At 74.0% G+C, this 19,026-nt stretch carries 18 protein-coding genes; 5 read left to right on the top strand and 13 right to left on the bottom strand.

Annotated elements, in window-relative coordinates:
- Nucleotides 1-17: 17 nt before the first annotated feature.
- Nucleotides 18-620, top strand: a complete 603-nt coding sequence (locus tag OG774_RS09200) for a TetR/AcrR family transcriptional regulator (RefSeq protein ID WP_328308746.1) — start codon at nucleotides 18-20, stop codon at nucleotides 618-620.
- Between the two features lie 22 nt (nucleotides 621-642).
- On the opposite strand, the gene OG774_RS09195 is transcribed toward OG774_RS09200, so the two are convergent.
- From OG774_RS09195 to OG774_RS09180, 4 genes are all read right to left on the bottom strand, one after another.
- A complete protein-coding gene (locus OG774_RS09195) occupies nucleotides 643-1,059 on the bottom strand; it encodes an ATP-binding protein (protein ID WP_274197011.1) in 417 nt (138 codons plus the stop codon).
- Between the two features lie 241 nt (nucleotides 1,060-1,300).
- Nucleotides 1,301-2,530 carry an acyl-CoA dehydrogenase family protein gene (locus tag OG774_RS09190; RefSeq protein ID WP_328308742.1) on the bottom strand — a complete coding sequence of 410 codons (1,230 nt, stop codon included), beginning with the start codon at nucleotides 2,528-2,530 and terminating at the stop codon, nucleotides 1,301-1,303.
- Complete coding sequence (locus tag OG774_RS09185) at nucleotides 2,527-3,498, bottom strand: SDR family NAD(P)-dependent oxidoreductase (protein WP_328308740.1); 972 nt, start codon at nucleotides 3,496-3,498, stop codon at nucleotides 2,527-2,529. The genes OG774_RS09190 and OG774_RS09185 overlap by 4 nt, the downstream gene beginning before the upstream one ends.
- Before the next feature lie 53 nt (nucleotides 3,499-3,551).
- A complete protein-coding gene (locus OG774_RS09180) occupies nucleotides 3,552-5,156 on the bottom strand; it encodes an alpha/beta hydrolase (RefSeq protein ID WP_328308738.1) in 1,605 nt (534 codons plus the stop codon).
- A gap of 102 nt (nucleotides 5,157-5,258) precedes the next feature.
- Here OG774_RS09180 and OG774_RS09175 point away from each other — a divergent pair, with 102 nt between their 5' ends.
- Entirely contained in the window at nucleotides 5,259-6,329 is a 1,071-nt protein-coding gene (locus OG774_RS09175; RefSeq protein ID WP_328308736.1) for an ATP-dependent DNA ligase, read from the top strand.
- A gap of 40 nt (nucleotides 6,330-6,369) precedes the next feature.
- On the opposite strand, the gene OG774_RS09170 is transcribed toward OG774_RS09175, so the two are convergent.
- The 9 genes from OG774_RS09170 to OG774_RS29810 form a co-directional block, all read right to left on the bottom strand.
- Entirely contained in the window at nucleotides 6,370-6,975 is a 606-nt protein-coding gene (locus OG774_RS09170; RefSeq protein WP_328308734.1) for an alkaline shock response membrane anchor protein AmaP, read from the bottom strand.
- Nucleotides 6,972-7,505, bottom strand: coding sequence for a DUF6286 domain-containing protein (locus tag OG774_RS09165; RefSeq protein WP_328308732.1), 534 nt, complete (start codon nucleotides 7,503-7,505; stop codon nucleotides 6,972-6,974). Before OG774_RS09165 ends, OG774_RS09170 begins: the two co-directional genes overlap by 4 nt.
- A gap of 3 nt (nucleotides 7,506-7,508) precedes the next feature.
- Nucleotides 7,509-8,066: an Asp23/Gls24 family envelope stress response protein gene (locus OG774_RS09160; RefSeq protein ID WP_328308730.1), complete on the bottom strand. Its 558-nt coding sequence runs from the start codon at nucleotides 8,064-8,066 to the stop codon at nucleotides 7,509-7,511.
- Complete coding sequence (locus OG774_RS09155) at nucleotides 8,063-8,242, bottom strand: hypothetical protein (RefSeq protein ID WP_274197018.1); 180 nt, start codon at nucleotides 8,240-8,242, stop codon at nucleotides 8,063-8,065. Before OG774_RS09155 ends, OG774_RS09160 begins: the two co-directional genes overlap by 4 nt.
- 53 nt (nucleotides 8,243-8,295) lie before the next feature.
- The gene (locus OG774_RS09150; RefSeq protein ID WP_328308726.1) at nucleotides 8,296-8,568 is read right to left on the bottom strand and encodes a hypothetical protein; all 273 of its coding nucleotides are present in this window, start codon (nucleotides 8,566-8,568) and stop codon (nucleotides 8,296-8,298) included.
- Entirely contained in the window at nucleotides 8,565-8,924 is a 360-nt protein-coding gene (locus OG774_RS09145) for a hypothetical protein (protein WP_328308724.1), read from the bottom strand. The genes OG774_RS09150 and OG774_RS09145 overlap by 4 nt, the downstream gene beginning before the upstream one ends.
- The gene (locus tag OG774_RS09140) at nucleotides 8,921-9,433 is read right to left on the bottom strand and encodes an Asp23/Gls24 family envelope stress response protein (protein ID WP_274197021.1); all 513 of its coding nucleotides are present in this window, start codon (nucleotides 9,431-9,433) and stop codon (nucleotides 8,921-8,923) included. Before OG774_RS09140 ends, OG774_RS09145 begins: the two co-directional genes overlap by 4 nt.
- Before the next feature lie 174 nt (nucleotides 9,434-9,607).
- Nucleotides 9,608-10,390, bottom strand: a complete 783-nt coding sequence (locus OG774_RS09135; RefSeq protein ID WP_328308720.1) for a pyrimidine reductase family protein — start codon at nucleotides 10,388-10,390, stop codon at nucleotides 9,608-9,610.
- 38 nt (nucleotides 10,391-10,428) lie between these two features.
- Nucleotides 10,429-10,878, bottom strand: a complete 450-nt coding sequence (locus OG774_RS29810) for a DUF3072 domain-containing protein (RefSeq protein WP_442873963.1) — start codon at nucleotides 10,876-10,878, stop codon at nucleotides 10,429-10,431.
- A gap of 110 nt (nucleotides 10,879-10,988) precedes the next feature.
- Here OG774_RS29810 and OG774_RS09120 point away from each other — a divergent pair, with 110 nt between their 5' ends.
- The 3 genes from OG774_RS09120 to OG774_RS09110 all read left to right on the top strand — a co-directional run bounded on the left by OG774_RS09120 (nucleotide 10,989) and on the right by OG774_RS09110 (nucleotide 19,022).
- The gene (locus OG774_RS09120) at nucleotides 10,989-12,377 is read left to right on the top strand and encodes a glutamate decarboxylase (RefSeq protein ID WP_328308718.1); all 1,389 of its coding nucleotides are present in this window, start codon (nucleotides 10,989-10,991) and stop codon (nucleotides 12,375-12,377) included.
- 542 nt (nucleotides 12,378-12,919) lie between these two features.
- Nucleotides 12,920-17,566, top strand: a complete 4,647-nt coding sequence (gltB, locus tag OG774_RS09115) for a glutamate synthase large subunit (protein ID WP_328308716.1) — start codon at nucleotides 12,920-12,922, stop codon at nucleotides 17,564-17,566.
- Nucleotides 17,559-19,022 (top strand): glutamate synthase subunit beta, encoded by a 1,464-nt coding sequence (locus OG774_RS09110; RefSeq protein WP_328308714.1) that lies wholly within the window; start codon nucleotides 17,559-17,561, stop codon nucleotides 19,020-19,022. Before gltB ends, OG774_RS09110 begins: the two co-directional genes overlap by 8 nt.
- Nucleotides 19,023-19,026: the final 4 nt, after the last annotated feature.

The following is a 19,026-nucleotide window of genomic DNA, read 5'->3' as shown; positions in this document are numbered from 1 at the left end:
CTGCGCAGGTGCCCCGCGTGACCTCACCCCGCGCCGAGGCGACGGCCGCGACGCGGGCGGGGCTGGTCGAGGCGGCCACCGAGCTCTTCGCCGCCCGGGGCTTCGCCGAGACGTCGATCGACGACGTCGCCGCCGTCGCCGGCATGACCAAGGGCGCGGTCTACCACCACTTCGCGGGCAAGGCGGCGCTGTTCGAGGCCGTGTTCTCGGCCCAGGAGACGGCGGTGCACGAGCGGCTGGGCGCGGCGCTCGACGGCGCGCCCGACCAGCTCACCGGCGCCCGCGCCGCGCTCACGACGTTCCTCGAGGCCTGCACCGAGCCGACGTACGGGCCGATCGTCTTCCGCGACGGGCCGCTGGCGCTGGGGTGGCAGCGCTGGCAGGAGTGCGAGCGGGACTACGCCTACGCGCTGATCGCGCGGGTGCTCGACGGGCTCGCGCGCGAGGGTCACCTGGCCCGTGCACCGGGGGCGTCCTACCCGGCGGTCGTGCTCGGGATGCTCTCCAGCGCCGGCCAGCTGCTCGGCCAGGCGCCGCCCGAGCAGCACGCGGCGCTGCGCGAGGAGCTGCTCGGTTTCTTCGACCAGGTGCTGGCCGGACTGACCGGCGGCCGGTCCTGACGACAGCCGGCCCTGAGGGCGTCTAGGGGTGCGGCTCGCGCTCCTGACGCAGGGCCACCGTCGTCCCCGCCGCCGTGTGCCGGATCGCGACGCTGTCGACGCTGCGGTGCATGAGCACGAAGCCGCGCCCCCGCGTCGCGTGCGACCCCGGTTCCGCGGGCACGGACCCCTCCGACCAGTGCCCGTTGTCGGTGACCCGGACGTTCACCGCGTCGGCCTCGGCCCACAGCGTCAGCTCGACGGTGCCCTCGGCGTCCTCCGGGTAGGCGTGCTCGACGGCGTTCTCCACGGCCTCCGACACCGCGGTCAGCACCCGTTCCCGGGCCTCCTGCTCCAGGTCCAGGCCGGCCAGCCAGTCCCGTGCCTCGTGGCGCATCCGTTGTGCCTCGTCGGCTCGCGCGGGATGCACCACCCGCGCGAACTCCACCGCGTCCGTCATTGCTCGTCCCCCGCCCGCGTCGTCCCCTGCGAACCGCAGGCGACCGTTCGACCACCACGTGTCATCGCGGCTCGGCATGCCCACCGTGACGGGCCGATCACTCCGAGGTCGACCGTCGATCTCGCGAGCGGTGCGTGCCGCGCGATCGACGGGTGAACGGTCGGCGACGGCCGGCGCCGGGCGGCCGACCGGGTGAAATACACGCTCGGCATCCGGGGGTACGGATCTGGCCCATCCGGGGTCAGGGCCTCAGGAGGGCGTCCGAGATGATCTTCCGCTGGATCTCCGAGGTGCCCTCGAAGATGGTCGTGAGGCGCGCGTCGCGCCAGTAGCGCTCGACGGAGTGCTCGGTGGTGTAGCCGTTGCCGCCGAAGATCTGCAGGGCGTCGCTCGTGACGCGTTCCGCGGTCTCCGAGGCGAACAGCTTGGCCGACGACGCGGCGACGTCGCCGCCGGGCGCGCCCTCGTCGAGCAGCCACGCCGCCTGCCACCACAGCGTCCGGGCGGCGTCGACGGCCGCGGCCATGTCGGCGAGCTTGTGCCGCAGCGCCTGCTGGTCGGCGATCGGGTGGCCGAACTGCTCGCGGCGGCGGCTGTAGGCCACGGCGTCCTCGAGGGCGCCGCGCGCCAGCCCCACGGCCCGGGCCGCGGTCTGCACCCGTGCAGTGCCCAGCCACCGGAGGCTGTCCTTGAAGCCCTGGCCCTCGTCCTGGCCGGTGTCCTGCAGCGCGTCGGCCGACAGGCGCAGGCCGTCGAGCTGCAGTTCCCAGGTCGTCAGGCCGAAGTAGCCGATCTTGTCGATGGGCGTGCCGGTCACGCCGTCGGGGAAGCTCCCGCGCTCCTTGGGCACGAGGAAGAGCTCGAGTCCGTCGGAGCGGCTCTCGCCCTCGCGCGGCGGGCGGGTGCGGGCGAGCAGGTGCAGGAAGTCGGCGGAGCGGGCGTGGCCCACCCAGCGCTTGGTGCCGTCGACGACCCAGCCGTCCCCGTCACGCCGCGCGGTGCACTCGACTCCTGCGAGGTCCGACCCCGCGTGGGGCTCGGAGAAGGCGATCGCCCCGATGTAGCGGCCCGCGGCGCTGGCGCGCAGCAGCTCGGCGCGCCGCTCGGGGTCGGGCGAGGCGCAGCCGGTGCCGTTGCCGCGGGCGATGATGCTGCCGACGCTCATCCAGGCGCGGGCGAGCTCCTCGGAGACGAGGCAGTACTCGACCACCCCGAGGCCCAGCCCGCCGTGCTCGGCGTCGACGAGGATCCCGAAGAACCCCAGCTCGCCCATCCGGTCGAGCAGCGACTGCGGGATGTCCTCGCGGCGCGGGTCGAGCTCGTCGGCGACCGGCAGGACCTCCTCCATCGCGAACGTGCGCGCGGTGTCCTGCAGGGCGCGCCGCTCCGGGGTGAGCAGCGGCGCCGCCACCGGCGCCTCGGTGCGCACCTCGTCGAGGCCCCGGCGCTTCCAGGTCGCCCGCTCGTTCACGCGCCCACACCCGTCGCGTCGACGCAGAGCGTCCACAGCGCCGCCCGGGCCTGGGGGCTCTCACCGCCGCGGGGCAGGTAGTGCGTCGGGCGGGGGGCGCGGTCGTGCCAGAAGACCCCGGTGCTGTGTCCGGGCTCGGCGGCCGCCTGCAGCCACACGACGGTGTCGGCACCCTGGGCCTCGGTGCGCAGCAGGGGGCCGGTGACGCGGTGGAAGCCGGGCATGGAGCTCGCGACGCCGGGGGTGTCGGCCCAGCCCGGGTGCATGCTGTGCACGACCGTGCCGTCAGCGGCCAGGTCGTCGGCGAGCAGCTCGGCGAGCACCACCTGCATCCGCTTGGTACGGGCGTAGGCCGCGCCGCCGGAGTACGTGCCCCGGCGGAACTCCGGGTCGTCGATGTGCAGAGCCGCGGTGTACATGCCGCCGGAGGAGACGAACACGACCCGCGACGGGGCGGTGGGGCTCGCGCCGGACCGCAGCACGGGGCGCAGCTCGCGGGTGAGCAGGAAGGGCCCGAGGACGTGCGTGGCGAGCGCCGTCTCGTGGCCCTCGGCGGTCTCGGTGCGCTCGGGGGGCATGACGCCGGCGTTGTGGACGAGGCCGTGCACCGCGGCCTCGCGGTCGCGCACCTCCGCCGCGTAGCGCCGGACGTCGGCCAGGGACGACACGTCGCAGGCGGCGACGTCGACGGCGGCGCCGGGGTGGTCGGCACGCACCGCGGCCGCCGTCTCCTCGCCCCGCTCGGGGTTCCGCACCACCATCTCCACGCGCGCGCCGAGCGCGACGAGGCCGCGGACGGTGGCCGCGCCGAGGCCGCCGCCGGCGCCGGTCACGAGGATCGTGCGCCCGGAGAGGCACCCGGTCGGCAGCGTCGACCAGCCCGCCCGCCGCACGGTGTACCCCAGTCGGGAGTAGCCGGGCACCACCAATCGGTCCAGCGCGGCATCGACGAGGCGGGGGAGCTGCACGACGCGCAGGTTACGCAGGTGGGCCGTGCACGGCCCGGTAGGTCACGAACCTCTCAGGGGGGACAGACCGTCCCCGCCTGGGGCAGGACGGCGTCGCGCAGGTAGCCGCCGACCGCGTCGCGGATGCAGGGCGTGGCCGGGTAGGCGCCGTGCCCGGCACCGAGCCAGGTGACGAGCGTGGCCGAGCCCAGCTGCGTCGTGACCCGCTCCGAGCCCGCGAGCGGGGTCACCGGGTCGCCGCGGGTGCCGACCACCAGCGACGGCGGACCGGCCGCGGGGCCCACCTCGGGCGCCTCGGTGGGCACCGGCCACGACCCGCACAGCAGGGCGTCGTGGGCGAAGTACGCCCCGAAGAGCGGGTCGGCGGCGCGGGCCCGTTCGGCGTCCGTGGCGACCTGGTCGGGCGTCGGGCGCTCCACGGTGTCGTTGCAGGTGAGCAGCACGTCGGCGTCGAAGCCGCCGCCGTCGACCTCGAGCGGCGCGAGCAGGCCGAGGATGCCTGCCGGGTCGCCCTGGCCCGCCGCCGCGATCGCGGTCGCGAGCACGGGCCACTGCCCAGGCTCCGCGAGGCCCGTGACCAGCGCGCGTGTGACCGTGCCGTCGGTGACGCGTCGGCCGTCCGCGCCGGTCAGGGGCGCCGCGTGCAGGTTCGTGAGGATGCCGGTGACGACGCTCGCCGGGTCCGGGCCGAGCGGGCAGTCCGGGCGCGCGGTGCAGTCGGAGGCGAACGCGGTGAGCGCCTCGCGGGCGGCGGCGGCGCGCTCGCGGGCGCGCTGGGAGAACGTCGTGGTGGGGTCGGCGACGCCGTCGAGCACCGTGCGGCCCACCGACGCCGGGTACCGGCGCGCCCAGGTGGCGAGGACGCCGGCGCCGTCGCCGACCCCGACGACGTGGAGCCGGTCGACCCCGAGCGTGATCCGGACCTCCTCGAGGTCCTCGGCGTCGACGCCCGTGCGGTAGTCGGTCAGGGCGTTCTCGAGCACCTGGGTGCAGGTGCGCGCCGCGGTGGTCGCGGCCTCGCGCAGCGGGGCGAGGGACACCGGGTCGGCGGCGAGCGGGTCGGCGTCGACGAGGGCCTCGCGCGTGCTGGGCGTGATGCAGTCGACCGGCTCGGAGTTGCCGGTGCCGCGCAGGTCCACCCCGTAGAACGCGGTCCCCGCGAGCATCGGGGCGGGCGCGGTCGCGGCGAGCCGCACGGCCCGCTCGGAGCCGGTCGGCCCGCCGGCCTCGCCGACCACCGCGACCGGGACCGGCCCGCCCGGGGGCACGGGGCCGACCGTCACCTGCAGCACCCCGACCTCGGCGCGCGACGAGCCCCCGCCGCGGCCGCCGACCGGCACGCTCTGGCACCCGAAGCGCAGGTCCCGCCCGCCGAGGGCGGCGGCGCCCATCGAGGTCCGGATCTCGGAGGTGCAGTCGGTGAACCCGGCGGGCGCCGCGGGCGCGGGCAGCAGCGGGGGGAGCAGGGACGGCGGCGGTCCGGGCAGCGCGGTCTCCGGGGCGGGCACCGGCGTCATCGGGTCGTCCACCCGGGTGGCGACGGGCGGGCGCTGCGACGGCCCCACCGCGCACGCCCCGAGCAGCAGGGCGGCGGCGAGCACCACCAGGACGACCTTGGGCACGGGACCGACGGCAGCCCGGGTCGTCGGACGGGGCACGCAGCGCTCCTCGCGATCTGATCTCCGGATCGGACTCCGGGAGTCTGACTCCCGGGGGCGGTGCCCGGTGTGAGGGGGCGGCCCGCGCGGCATGATGCCCTCGTGGACCTGCCCGTCATGCCGCCCGTGTCCCCGATGCTGGCCAAGGCCGTGGCGGAGATCCCCGCCGGGCAGCGGTACGAGCCGAAATGGGACGGCTTCCGGTCGGTGATCTTCCGCGACGGCGACGAGGTCGAGATCGGCAGCCGCAACGAGAAGCCGATGACGCGCTACTTCCCGGAGCTCGTCGAGGCCTTCACCGCCGCGCTGCCCCCGCGCTGCGTCATCGACGGCGAGATCGTCGTCGTCGACGCCGAGGGGACCGGGCTCGACTTCGAGGCGCTGCTGCAGCGGGTGCACCCCGCCGTCTCGCGGGTGCGCAAGCTGGCCGTCGAGACCCCGGCGCACTTCGTCGCGTTCGACCTGCTCGCGCTCGGCGACGAGGACCTCACCACGCGGCCCTTCACCGAGCGCCGCGAGCGCCTCGCGGAGGTCGTCGGCGGGCTCGAGCGCCCCGACGTGCACCTCACGCCGATGACCGAGGACATCGACACCGCCCGGGACTGGTTCGAGCGCTTCGAGGGCGCGGGCCTGGACGGCCTGATCGCGAAGAAGGCCGACCTGACCTACCAGCCCGACAAGCGGGTCATGAGCAAGATCAAGCACGAGCGCACCGCCGACTGCGTCGTCGCGGGCTATCGGGTGCACAAGTCGGGGCCCGACGCCGTCGGCTCGCTGCTGCTCGGGCTGCACACCGAGGACGGGTCGCTGCAGAGCATCGGGGTGATCGGGGCCTTCCCCATGGCGAAGCGCCGCGAGCTCTTCGCCGAGCTCCAGCCGCTCGTGACCTCCTTCGAGGGCCACCCCTGGGCGTGGGCCGCGCAGGAGGAGGGCACGCGTACGCCGCGCGAGGCCGAGCACAGCCGGTGGAACGCGCAGAAGGACCTGTCGTTCGTGCCGCTGCGCCCCGAGCGCGTGGTGGAGGTCAAGTACGACCACATGGAGGGCGTCCGCTTCCGGCACACCGCGCAGTTCAAGCGCTGGCGCCCCGACCGCGACCCGGCCTCGTGCACCTTCGAGCAGCTCGAGCGTCCGGTGCGGTTCGACCTGGCCGAAGTGCTCACCGCTCGTTGATCCGCCGAAGCGGGTCGGCGGTGGCCGCTCGGTAGAGCGGCTACTGCACCCGCGCCGGCGTCGGCGCCGAGGTGGCGTCGAGCTCGAGGCGCACGGCCGTGGGCAGGGCGGACACCGCGAAGGCCTCGCGGGCCCGGGCGAGCACCCGGCCGTCGAGGTCGGCCCACACGTCGCGGACGTCGGTGCCCTCGACGAGCGTGAGGGACAGGCGCAGCGCCGGCTTCTGCGGGGTGCCGACGAGGCGGGCGCGGGCCCGGCTCACGCCGTCGATGAGCTCGGCGTCGTGACGGACGGCGTCGCAGATCGCGGCGTGCTCGACGGTCAGGCGCTCACCCGGCAGCTCGGAGAGCGAGACGTCAGGGCGCGGCTCGGGCCGCAGCGAGCGCAGCGTCCACCACAGGCCGATCAGGAAGAGCACGACGCCGATACCGATGGCGATCCACCGGGCGGCGGTGACGTGCGTGGACGCCCACTCGACGATCATCGGGTCGATCACCGGGCGCTGGGCGCGGAAGCTCCCGAACACCCCGAAGCCGACCAGCAGGGCGAGCACCGACGCGGCGACGAGGACGAGGCCGAGGACCGTGGTCAGGGTGCGGTCGCCGCCGGCGGAGCGGGCGACGGCGGCACGCGAGCGGCGGCTCACTTGACCCCCTTGGTGGTGGTGACCGACACCGCGACGCGCGGGCGCCGGGCGAGCGGCAGGCGGGCCAGCGTCGTCTCGACGAGCTCGCGCACGGTGTCGCGCACCTCCGCCGCGGGGTCGAGGGTGGCGGCCTTGACGGTGACCTTCTTGGCCGACGCCACGACGGACGCCGACACGACCTCGTCGTGGGCCCGCACCTCGTGGCCGACGGCCCGGGCGATCGAGCGCGGCGACGTCGTCACCGTGACCTCGGGGACGGGGTCGGCGAGGAAGACGTCGTGGCGGCGGGCGACGAGCCCGAGCATCAGCACGAACAGGCCGATGACGCCGATGACGATCGCGGCGGCGCGGACGCCGCCCGACTGCCAGGTCAGGCCCTCGGCGGCGGTCTGCCACGTCGGCCACGGCACGATCAGCGGGCTGGAGGTCGGCGAGACCCAGAGCGTCACCGTCTCGACCACCACCGCCAGGCCGACGAGGGCCAGCAGGAGGCCGAGCAGCGGCGCGAGCACGCGCAGGAGCAGGCGCACTTCTCACTCCGTCCGGGAGGTCGGGGTCCGGGGGGTCGCCCGGGCGGCGGGGTCGGTGAGGGCGGAGACACCGATGTCCAGCGAGCGGACGCGGTAGGGCGTGAGGGCCTGCACGCGCTCGCGGACGTGGTCGCGCACCGCGGCGGCGCTCTCGGTGATGCGGGCCGGGTAGGCCAGCGGCACCTCCAGGCGCAGGTCCACCTGCTCGCCGTACCCGGACACCTTGGCGCTGGCGCCGGACTCGCCGAGGTCCAGGCCGGCGAGGCGGCGCTGGGTGCGCACGGTCCCGGCGGTGTGGTCCGCGGCGTACTCCGCGATCTTGCGGACGACGGAGAGCGCCACGTCCAGGCGCCCGCGCTCCGCAGCCTCCTCGTCGTCGGCCGGGGAGCCGGCCGGGGAGTGGGCCAGGGCCACAGCGGCGCCGGGCGCCGCGTCCGTGCCCCGCGTCGTCTCGGTGAGGGGCACCGTCCCGGCGCGCGACACCGGGGTGGTGGGCGCGTCGCCCGGGGCCTGGTCCGGCGTCGGACCCGGGGCCGCCGGACCGTCGGTCGGGGTGCTCATCGGTCGCGGCCGCGCCCGACGAACTGGTTGACGTCGAGCTCGCCGTCGAGCACGCGGCCCACGACGAAGCCCAGGACCCCGAGCACGAGGGCGATGAAGAAGCCCTGCAGGCCGCCGGCGGCGGCCGCCACGCCCAGGATGAGGCCGACGAACATGCCGGCACGGGTGGCGCTCATGACCACTACCTCCACGGTGTGCGTCGCCCCGCGCTGCGCGGGGCGGGAACGATCTAGAGCACGCGGGCGGACCCGCGGCGGGGGTCGTACCGGCGGGCGAGGCGACGGCCCATCCGCCCGAGGCGGGCGAGCCGGCGGTCGGACACGACGACGATCGGCGCGTCGAAGCGGGGATCGTCGTCCCCGCCCGGTGCCTGCCGCAGCCTCGCCCGGAACGCGGCGAGGCCCTCGGCGAAGGCGGCCGGGTCACCGCCGACGTCGGGGTGGTGCGTGCGCACGAACGCGCGCAGCTCCGCCCGGACGCCGACGGTCGACGGGACGTTCATTCCGGCAGTTCCACGTCGGTGACGATCACGTCGACCCGCCGGGACCCGTGGGCCCGGGCGACGATGCGCCGCAGCTCGGCCGCCGTCTTGTCGACCGGGGCGCCGTAGTGCAGGACCACGGCGATCCGGTCGGGCTCGTCGCCCTCGCCCAGCACGATGCCGGGCAGGCGACGTCCGGGCAGGTAGCTCGCCACCGTCCCGTACGGACCACCCGAGAGGGCCGCGACGCCCGGGTGGGCGAGCAGCTCCTCGGCGATCCGTTCGGGCAGCGGCCCGAGACCGGGTGCCTCGGGGGTGCCCGGGGCGACGGCGGTACCGCTCGGGTGGGCGGTCCGCCGGGGGTCGGGAGTGCTCACTCGACGCGGGTGCTGGGCTGCGCAGGCGCCTGCTGCCCCGAGTCGTCGTCGCTGTCGTCGCCCGGCATGTGGATGTCGTTGACGGCGATGTTGACCTCGATGACCTCGAGGCCCGTCATCTGCTCGACGGCGGCGATGACGTTGCGGCGGACCGCGCGGGCCAGCTCGACGATGCCGGCGCCGTACTCCACGACGATGTCGAGGTCGATCGCGGCCTGCTTCTCGCCGACCTCGACCTGTACGCCGGCGGCCTGCGAGGTGCCGCTGCCGCCGGGGATGCGCTCGCGGATCGCGCCGAAGGCGCGGGAGACCCCGCCGCCCATCGAGTAGACGCCGGAGACGTCGCGCGCGGCGATGCCGGAGATCTTCTGCACCACGCCGGAGGCGATGGTGGTCTTGCCCTGCCCCGTGTCGTCGGCGAGACGGGCCGGGGTGCTGCTGGTCCCGGTCCGACCGCTCGACACGGCTGCGGCCTCGGAGCCGGTGGCGGTGCTGGGGCTCTGCGTCATGGTGGGGCGCTCCCTGGTGCGCGTCGCTGGGAAGGATCTCTGGAGGGATCTCCGAGGAGATCTCTACGAACCGGAGGACCCGATGGTCTGCCGATCCGATACCCGTGGGACCCACCAGCGGCCGGGTCGTCATGGATCGTCACCCGAAAGAACCACAAAGGTGACCGCCGTCTCCTACGGACGAGCGCCGCCGACCTGGTAGCGCAGGAGCAGTCCGTCGTCGTGGGCGACGACCGACGCCAGGTGCAGCGGCCGGGGACCACCCGATCCGGCGCCGGCGACGATGCGCCCGGCGGTCCCGCCCTCGAGCTGCGGCGCGAGGCTCAGACAGAGCTCGTCGACGCAGCCCGCGTCCAGCAGCGCGCCGAACAGCGCAGGCCCGCCCTCGCACAGCACCCGGGACAGGCCCCGGTCGGCGAGGGCGGCGACCACCGCGGCGGCGGTGGAGCCGGGGCCACCGCCGACGTCGACCACCTCGGCCCCCGCCGCGGCCAGGGCGCTGCGCGTGCTGTCGGGCGCGATGTCCGGCACGGGGCCGGTGAGGAGCACGAGGGGGGCGACGGCGGTGTCGGTGAACAGGGGTGACGCCGGGTCGAGGTCCCCGCGGGTGCTGACGACCGCGATCGGCGGCACCGGCGCCTGACCACGCGCCCGCCGCCGCGCCTCGCGCTCGGGGGAGGTGCGCGCGCCCCGGTAGCTCTCGGCGCGCACGCTCCCCGCCCCGACCAGGACCACGTCGGCGAGCTCGCGCAGCAGGCCGAACACCGTCCGGTCCCCGGGGGCCGCGAGCCCCGACGAGACGCCCTCGACGGCGACGGCCCCGTCCGCGCTGGCGACGAAGTTGACGCGCAGCACGCCCTCGGGGTGGGCGTAGAGCTCGGCGAGGCCGTCGCGGTCCAGCTCGCGCTCGGGCGCGGCCCGGGGGCTCGTGCCCTCGAGCGGCCAGACCAGCCTCACTGGATCTTCCTCACTGGGTCGTCCTCATTGGGTCTTCCTCACTGGGCCTTCTGCCTCAGCTCGTCGATCGCCCGCGAGGCCTCCGACTTGTTCAGCCCCGTCGGCGGCTCCTCGCCCGCCTGCTGGGCCAGGGTCTCGAGGTAGCTGGCCTGCGGACCGGTCATGGGCTCGTCGCCGGTGACCCAGTCGGTGGTGGGGCGCTCCTGGCGCGAGAGGTCGGGCTGGGTCCCGTCCCCGCCGTTCCCGTCGCCGGTGCCACCGGCGGGGGTCACCGACCCCTGCAGCCGCTCGATCTCGTCGGACGCCTGCGCCTTGGTCAGCCCGGTCGGCGGCTCCTCGCCGGCCTGGTGGGCGAGCGTCTCGAGGTAGCTGGCCTGGGGTCCGGTCATCGGCTCGTCGCCGGTGACCCAGTTCGCGTTGTCCTTCTCGGCGGAGGAGGTGGTGGACGGGTCGGTGCCCTGCTGCTTGACCTCGTGCGGGTCGGTCACGGAACTCTCCTCGGTGATAGTGGAGTCATCGAACAGGCGTTCGACCTCCATCGGTTACCCCGTCGCGACACGCGAACACCTCGGGCGGATGTGCCACTAGGGTCCGGATCATGACCGGCTCCGCCGAACGGGACGAGCTGCGCCCGGTGTTCTCCCGCCCCGCCGAGCTGGGTGACCGCCTGGGTGACCGGCCGCGCGACCGGCTGGGCGACGACGAGATCCTGCCCGCCACCGCGTACCAGATCGTCCACGACGAGACGATGCTCGACGGCAACGCCCGCCTGAACCTGGCGACGTTCGTGGGCACGTGGATGGACGACCACGCCGGGCGGCTCTACGCCGAGTCCGCCGACAAGAACATGATCGACAAGGACGAGTACCCGAGCACCGCGGCCATCGAGGAGCGGTGCTGGCGGATCCTCGCCGACCTCTGGCGGGCGCCGTCGCCCGACGCGGCGATCGGGACCTCGACCACCGGGTCGTCCGAGGCCTGCATGCTCGGCGGCCTCGCGTTCAAGCGGCGCTGGCAGCACGCGCGCCGGGCGGCCGGCGCGTCGACGGAACGCCCCAACCTGGTGATGAGCTCGGCGGTCCAGGTGTGCTGGGAGAAGTTCTGCAACTACTTCGACGTCGAGCCGCGCTACGTCCCGATCACCGACGAGCGCCCCGTCCTCGACGGCCACGACCTCGCGTCCCACGTCGACGAGAACACCATCGGCGTCGTCGCGATCATGGGCGTCACCTACACCGGCATGTACGAGCCGGTGGAGCAGATCGCCGCCGCGCTGGACCGCATCCAGGCCGACACCGGCCTCGACGTCCCGATCCACGTCGACGGGGCGTCCGGCGCGATGGTCGCGCCCTTCCTGCAGCCCGAGCTGCGGTGGGACTTCCGGCTCGAGCGGGTGCACTCGATCAGCACGTCGGGCCACAAGTACGGCCTCGTCTACCCGGGCGTCGGCTGGGTGGTCTGGCGCGAGCGCCGGTGGCTGCCCGAGGACCTCGTCTTCGACGTCAGCTACCTCGGCGGGAGCATGCCGACCTTCGCGCTGAACTTCTCGCGCCCCGGAGCCCAGGTGCTGCTGCAGTACTACCAGTTCCTGCGGCTCGGCCGGGCCGGGTTCACCGAGGTCCAGCGCGGCTCACAGGCCGTCGCCCGCCACCTCGCCGCCGGCATCGCCTCGATCGGGGCGTTCGACCTGTGGAACGACGGCTCCGACATCCCGGTGTTCGCGTGGCGGCTGAAGCCGGGGCACACGGACAGGTGGACGCTGCACGACCTCTCCGACCGGCTGCGGATGCGGGGCTGGCTGGTGCCGGCCTACCCGCTGCCCGACGCCCTGTCCGACCGCACGGTGCAGCGGATCGTGGTCCGCAACGGCCTCTCCGGCGACCTCGCCGACCGCCTGCTCGACGACATCACCACCGCCACCGCCTACCTCGACCGGCTCTCGTCGCCCATGCCCGCGGAGGGCCAGCAGCCCTCGTTCCACCACTGATCCCGGTCCGGACCCGGGGCCCGACCAGCCCCGACGCGCCACGCACCGGGTGTCACCCGGACGGTGGCCGCGTCGTACCCCTCGGTAACGCCCCTTGGCGTCCCGGTGTGTCGCCCGGCAGACTGACCGGCGTGTCGGGATCGATCACGAGGGCAGCGGGCTCAGGGGGCCACCAGGCCTCGCCGCGCTCTCCGGGCGACGTCGCCGCGGCCGGGATGCCCGGCCGCGACCCCTACGGCGCCACGGACAGGCGTTCCAGACGCTGAACGGCGTCACGGGGCAGCCGACGACGCAGCGTCGTAGACACCGTGACGACGCGGTGACGGCCGGTTGCCGCCACGTGGCGATGAGCACTCTTTCGGAGGCGTCCACCCCGTGCGCTGCGGCGGCGGCGGAGGTTAACGTCAGGTTGCCCCTCCGGTCGTCCACCGCCGACCGGTGCGCCGGGCTGTCTCCGGGTGAGCGTCACGCTCCCCACCCATGTCCACCCCCGCCGGGCGACCGGCGACCACCACCTGCACGAGAACGATGGGAGGGGCCACGTGGCTGAGACCGGACGCGTTGCGCAGCGGACGGGGACCCTCGCGAAGGGTCGTCCGGCCGAGGGCCTCTACGACCCGGCCTTCGAGCACGACGCCTGCGGCGTCGCCTTCGTCGCCGACATCGCGGGCCGTCGCGACCACAGGACGGTCAGCCGTGGCCTCACGGCCCTCATCAATCTCGAGCACCGGGGTGCCCGGGGCGCCGAGCCCAACACCGGTGACGGCGCGGGGATCCTGATCCAGGTCCCGGACGGGCTCTACCGCCCCCTGCTGGCCGAGGCGGGCGTCGAGCTCCCGCCGGCGGGTCGGTACGCGGTGGGCAACGCCTTCCTGCCCGCGGACGCCGACCCCGCGGACCTCGAGGTGATCGTCGCGCGCGTCGCCGCCGAGGAGGGCCTGGAGGTCCTGCACTGGCGCGACCTTCCCGTCGACCCCGACGGCGCCGGCATCGGCCCCACCGCCCGCGCCGTCATGCCGCGCTTCCGCCAGCTGTTCGTGGGCCTGCCGCCGCACGTGGACGAGGTCGTCGACACCCCCAACGCCGGCGACGACGACGCGGGCATCGTCCTGACCCTCGAGCGCCGCGCCTTCGCCCTGCGCAAGCGCGTCGAGCACGAGTCGCGCACCGCGGGCGTCGAGACCTACTTCCCGAGCCTGTCCGGGCGCACCGTCGTCTACAAGGGCATGCTCGCCGAGGAGCAGGTCGAGCCGTTCTTCGCCGACCTCGCCGACGAGCGCACCACCAGCTCGATCGCGCTGGTGCACAGCCGCTTCTCCACCAACACGTTCCCGGCGTGGAGCCTCGCGCACCCGTACCGCTACCTCGCGCACAACGGCGAGATCAACACGCTGCGCGGCAACCGCAACTGGATGGCCGCGCGCGAGTCGATGCTCGCCACCGGCGCGTTCGGCGAGGCCGAGCTCGACCGGCTGTTCCCGATCGTCACCCCGGACGCCAGCGACTCGGCGACCTTCGACGAGGTGCTCGAGCTGCTGCACCTCGGCGGGCGCACGCTGCCGCACGCCGTGCTGATGATGATCCCCGAGGCGTGGGAGAACCACGCCGAGATGGACACCGCGCGGCGCGCCTTCTACCGCTACCACTCGACGCTGATGGAGGCCTGGGACGGCCCGGCCCTCGCGGCGTTCACCGACGGCTCGGTGATCGGCGCGGTGCTCGACCGCAACGGCCTGCGTCCCGCCCGCTACTGGGTCACCGAGGACGGGCTGGTCGTCCTGGGCTCCGAGGTCGGCGTGCTGGACATCGACCCGGCGACGATCGTGCGCAAGGGCCGCCTCGAGCCCGGCCGCATGTTCCTCGTCGACACCGTCGGACGACGGATCGTCGACGACGACGAGATCAAGGGCGAGCTCGCCGCCGAGCACCCCTACGACGAGTGGCTGCACGCCGGGATGGTCGAGCTCGCCGACCTGCCGTCGCGGTCGCGCGACAAGTTCGACCGCCACGTGCTGGTGCGCCGCCAGCAGACCTTCGGCTACACCGGCGAGGAGGTCTCGCTGCTGCTGCGCCCGATGGCGCAGGGCGGGGCCGAGGCCACGGGCTCGATGGGCAACGACGCCCCGCTCGCCCCGTTCTCGTCGCGCAGCCGCGTGCTGTTCGACTACTTCATCCAGCTCTTCGCGCAGGTCACCAACCCGCCGCTGGACGCCTACCGCGAGGAGCTCGTCACCTCGCTGCAGGTGCACCTCGGGTCGGAGACCAACCTGCTCGACGCCTCGCCCGCGTCGTGCCGGCGCGTGGTGCTGCCGATGCCGGTGGTGGACGACGACGAGCTCGCGCAGCTCGCCGGCATCAACGACGACGGCGACATGCCGGGCTTCGCGCCCTACCTCGTGTCGGGGCTCTACGACGTCGCGGGCGGCGGGGACGCGCTGCGCGCCCGGCTCACCGAGATCCGCGAGGAGGTCTCCGCGGCCGTCGAGGACGGCGCCCGGGTGATCATCCTGTCGGACCGCCACTCCGACGCCGACCACGCGCCGATCCCGTCGCTGCTGCTCACCGGGGCGGTGCACCACCACCTCGTCCGCGAGAAGACCCGCACGCGCGTCGACCTCGTCGTCGAGGCCGGCGACGTCCGCGAGACCCACCACGTCGCGCTGCTGCTGGGCTACGGCGCGAGCGCGGTGAACCCCTACCTCGCCCTGGACACCGTCGACGACCTCATCGACCGCGGCGTGATCACCGGCGTCACCTCCGGCACCGCGACCCGCAACGTGGTCGAGGCGCTGGCCAAGGGCGTGCGCAAGGTGATGAGCAAGATGGGCGTCTCGACGGTCGCCTCGTACGTCGGCGCCCAGATCTTCGAGGCCATCGGGCTGGGCACCGAGGTCGTCGAGGACTGCTTCGCCGGCACCACCTCGCGTCTCGGAGGCGTGGGCTACGACGTCCTCGCCGAGGAGGTCGCGATCCGCCACCGCCAGGCCTGGCCGGCCGACGGCGTGCGCCCCGACCACCGCGAGCTCTCCGTCGGCGGCGAGTACCAGTGGCGCCGCGAGGGCGAGCTGCACGTGTTCAATCCGCACACGGTGTTCAAGCTCCAGCACTCCACGCGCACCCAGAACTACGACACGTTCAAGGAGTACACCCGCGCCGTCGACGAGCAGAGCTCGCGGCTGATGACGCTGCGCGGGCTGTTCGGCTTCAAGGACGGCGCCGACACCGGCCGCACCCCGGTGCCGATCGACGAGGTCGAGCCGATCTCCGAGATCGTCAAGCGCTTCAACACCGGCGCCATCTCCTACGGGTCGATCTCGCAGGAGATGCACGAGGTCCTCGCGATCGCGATGAACCGTCTCGGCGGGCGCTCGAACACCGGTGAGGGCGGCGAGGACCCCGGCCGCTTCACCCGCGACGCCAACGGCGACTCGCGGCGCTCGGCGGTCAAGCAGGTCGCGTCCGGGCGCTTCGGCGTCACCAGCGAGTACCTCGTCAACTCCGACGACATCCAGATCAAGATCGCGCAGGGTGCCAAGCCCGGCGAGGGCGGCCAGCTGCCCGGCCACAAGGTCTACCCGTGGATCGCGAAGACCCGGTTCTCGACGCCGGGCGTCGGGCTGATCTCGCCGCCGCCGCACCACGACATCTACTCGATCGAGGACATCGCCCAGCTCATCCACGACCTCAAGAACGCCAACCCGCGGGCGCGCGTGCACGTCAAGCTCGTCTCGCAGGTGGGTGTCGGCACGGTCGCGGCAGGCGTGTCCAAGGCGCACGCCGACGTCGTCCTGATCTCCGGGCACGACGGCGGCACCGGCGCCTCGCCGCTGAGCTCGATCAAGCACGCGGGCGGGCCCTGGGAGCTCGGCCTCGCCGAGACCCAGCAGACGCTGCTGGCCAACGGCCTGCGCGACCGGATCGTCGTGCAGACCGACGGCCAGCTCAAGACCGGCCGCGACGTGGTCATCGCCGCGCTGCTCGGTGCCGAGGAGTTCGGTTTCGCGACGGCGCCGCTGGTGGTCTCGGGCTGCATCATGATGCGCGTCTGCCACCTCGACACCTGTCCGGTCGGCGTCGCGACCCAGAACCCGGTGCTGCGCCAGAAGTTCGACGGCAAGGCCGAGTACGTCGTGGCGTTCATGGAGTTCATCGCCCAGGAGGTGCGCGAGCACCTGGCGGCACTGGGCTTCCGGAGCATCGAAGAGGCCATCGGGCACACCGACGTCCTCGACACCCGGGCCGCGGAGTCGCACTGGAAGGCCGAGGGGCTCGACCTCTCGCCGGTGCTGCACCGGCCGGACGTGCCCGCGGCCACCGTGCTGCACCAGGCGGTGCCCCAGGACCACGGCCTGGAGAAGGCGCTGGACCACACCCTCATCCAGCTCGCCGAGGGCGCGATCGCCGACGGCACGCCGGTGCGCCTGGAGCTGCCGGTGCGCAACGTCAACCGGACCGTCGGCACCATGCTCGGCTCCGAGGTCACCCGGCGCTGGGGCGGCGCGGGCCTGCCCGACGACACCATCGACATCACGTTCACGGGGTCGGGCGGGCAGTCGTTCGGCGCGTTCCTGCCGCGCGGCGTGACCATGCGCCTCATCGGCGACACCAACGACTACTTCGGCAAGGGCCTCTCGGGCGGACGGCTCTCGGTGCGCCCGCACCCCCACGCCCCGTTCGTCGCCGAGCAGAACATCGTCGCCGGCAACGTCATCCTCTACGGCGCCACCGCCGGCGAGGCGTACCTGCGCGGCAAGGTCGGCGAGCGCTTCTGCGTCCGGAACTCCGGCGCGGTGGCCGTCGTCGAGGGCGTCGGCGACCACGGTTGCGAGTACATGACCGGCGGGCGTGCGGTGATCCTCGGGCCCACCGGGCGCAACTTCGCCGCGGGCATGTCGGGCGGGATCGCCTACGTGCTCGACCTCGTCGAGGGCCGGGTGAACCACCAGATGGTGGAGCTCGAGGTCGTCGGCGAGGAGGACCTCGCCGAGCTGCGTGCGATGGTGGAGCGGCACTACGCGCTCACCGACTCGGCCGTGGCGCACGCCCTGCTGACCGACTGGGACGCCGCCGGACCGCGCTTCACCAAGGTGATGCCGACCGACTTCAAGCGGGTCCTCGAGGCCACCGCCGACGCCGAGCGCAACGGCCGCGACGTCAACGAAGCGATCATGGAGGCCGCTCGTGGCTGACCCCCGTGGATTCATGACCACCGGCCGGGAGCTCCCGCGTCGCCGGCCGGTCGACATCCGGATCCGTGACTGGCACGAGGTCTACGAGGAGCTCAACCCGACGACCTTGCGCAAGCAGGCCGGGCGCTGCATGGACTGCGGCATCCCGTTCTGCCACCAGGGCTGCCCGCTCGGGAACATGATCCCCGAGTGGAACGACCTGGTGTGGCGCGACGACTGGGCCGAGGCCATCGAGCGCCTGCACGCCACCAACAACTTCCCGGAGTTCACCGGCACGCTGTGCCCGGCCCCGTGCGAGTCGGCCTGCGTGCTCGGCATCAACTCCGACCCCGTGACGATCAAGCAGGTCGAGATCGAGATCATCGACCGCGCCTGGGACGAGGGGTTCGTCCGCCCGCAGCCGCCCGAGATCAAGACCGGGAAGTCGGTCGCCGTCGTCGGCTCCGGGCCCGCCGGGCTCGCCGCCGCGCAGCAGCTCACGCGCGCCGGGCACGACGTCACCGTCTACGAGCGCGCCGACCGCATCGGCGGGCTCCTGCGCTACGGCATCCCCGAGTTCAAGATGGAGAAGAAGCGCCTCGACCGCCGTCTCGAGCAGATGGTCGCCGAGGGGACGCGGTTCTTCGCGGGCGTCGAGGTCGGCGGCCCGGCCGAGGGCGACCTGTCGGTCGAGAAGCTGCGCGCCGACCACGACGCCGTCGTGCTCTCCGTGGGCGCCACCGCCTGGCGGGACCTCCCGATCACCGGGCGCGAGCTCACCGGCATCCACCAGGCGATGGAGTACCTGCCGCCGTCGAACAAGGTCCAGCAGGGCGACTACGAGCGCTCGTTCATCGACGTCGAGGGCCAGCACGTCGTGGTCATCGGCGGTGGCGACACCGGCGCCGACTGCGTGGGCACCGCCCACCGCCAGGGCGCCGCGTCGGTCACCCAGCTCGAGATCATGCCGATCCCGCCGTCCGAGCGGCCGAACACCAACCCGTGGCCGACCTACCCGATGATCTTCCGGGTGTCGTCGGCGCACGAGGAGGGCGGCGAGCGCCTGTTCTCGGTGAACACCGACGAGTTCCTGGGCGACGAGCACGGCCACGTGCGCTCGCTGCGGCTGGTCGACGTCGAGCGCGTCGACGGGCGCTTCGTCCCCGTCGAGAACAGCGAGCGGGAGATCCCGGCCGACTTCGTCTTCCTCGCGATGGGCTTCCTCGGCCCGCAGAAGGAGGGCCTGCTCGACAGCCTCGGCGTCGAGTACGACGACCGGGGCAACGTGCGCCGCGGCGACGACTACCAGAGCTCGGTGCCGGGCGTGTTCGCCGCGGGCGACGCCGGGCGCGGCCAGTCGCTGATCGTGTGGGCGATCGCCGAGGGGCGCTCCGCCGCCGCCGGCGTCGACGCCATGCTCACCGGCCGCGACGTCCTGCCGCGCCCGATCGACCCGACCGACCGCCCGCTGGTCTAGCGAC

The organism is Actinomycetospora sp. NBC_00405, from assembly GCF_036044095.1.
GTDB classification, from domain to species: Bacteria; Actinomycetota; Actinomycetes; order Mycobacteriales; family Pseudonocardiaceae; genus Actinomycetospora; species Actinomycetospora callitridis.
Note: the sequence above shows the minus strand (reverse complement) of the source record. Positions and strands in the feature narration are given on the sequence as shown.

Coding starts and splice junctions, on each gene's coding strand:
- OG774_RS09195 (WP_274197011.1), bottom strand. CDS start 1,059: ATGACGGACGCGGTGGAGTTCGCGCGGGTGGTGCATCCCGCGCGAGCC.
- OG774_RS09150 (WP_328308726.1), bottom strand. CDS start 8,568: ATGAACGTCCCGTCGACCGTCGGCGTCCGGGCGGAGCTGCGCGCGTTC.
- OG774_RS09120 (WP_328308718.1), top strand. CDS start 10,989: ATGACCGGCTCCGCCGAACGGGACGAGCTGCGCCCGGTGTTCTCCCGC.
- OG774_RS09155 (WP_274197018.1), bottom strand. CDS start 8,242: ATGAGCGCCACCCGTGCCGGCATGTTCGTCGGCCTCATCCTGGGCGTG.
- OG774_RS09140 (WP_274197021.1), bottom strand. CDS start 9,433: ATGACGCAGAGCCCCAGCACCGCCACCGGCTCCGAGGCCGCAGCCGTG.
- OG774_RS09160 (WP_328308730.1), bottom strand. CDS start 8,066: ATGAGCACCCCGACCGACGGTCCGGCGGCCCCGGGTCCGACGCCGGAC.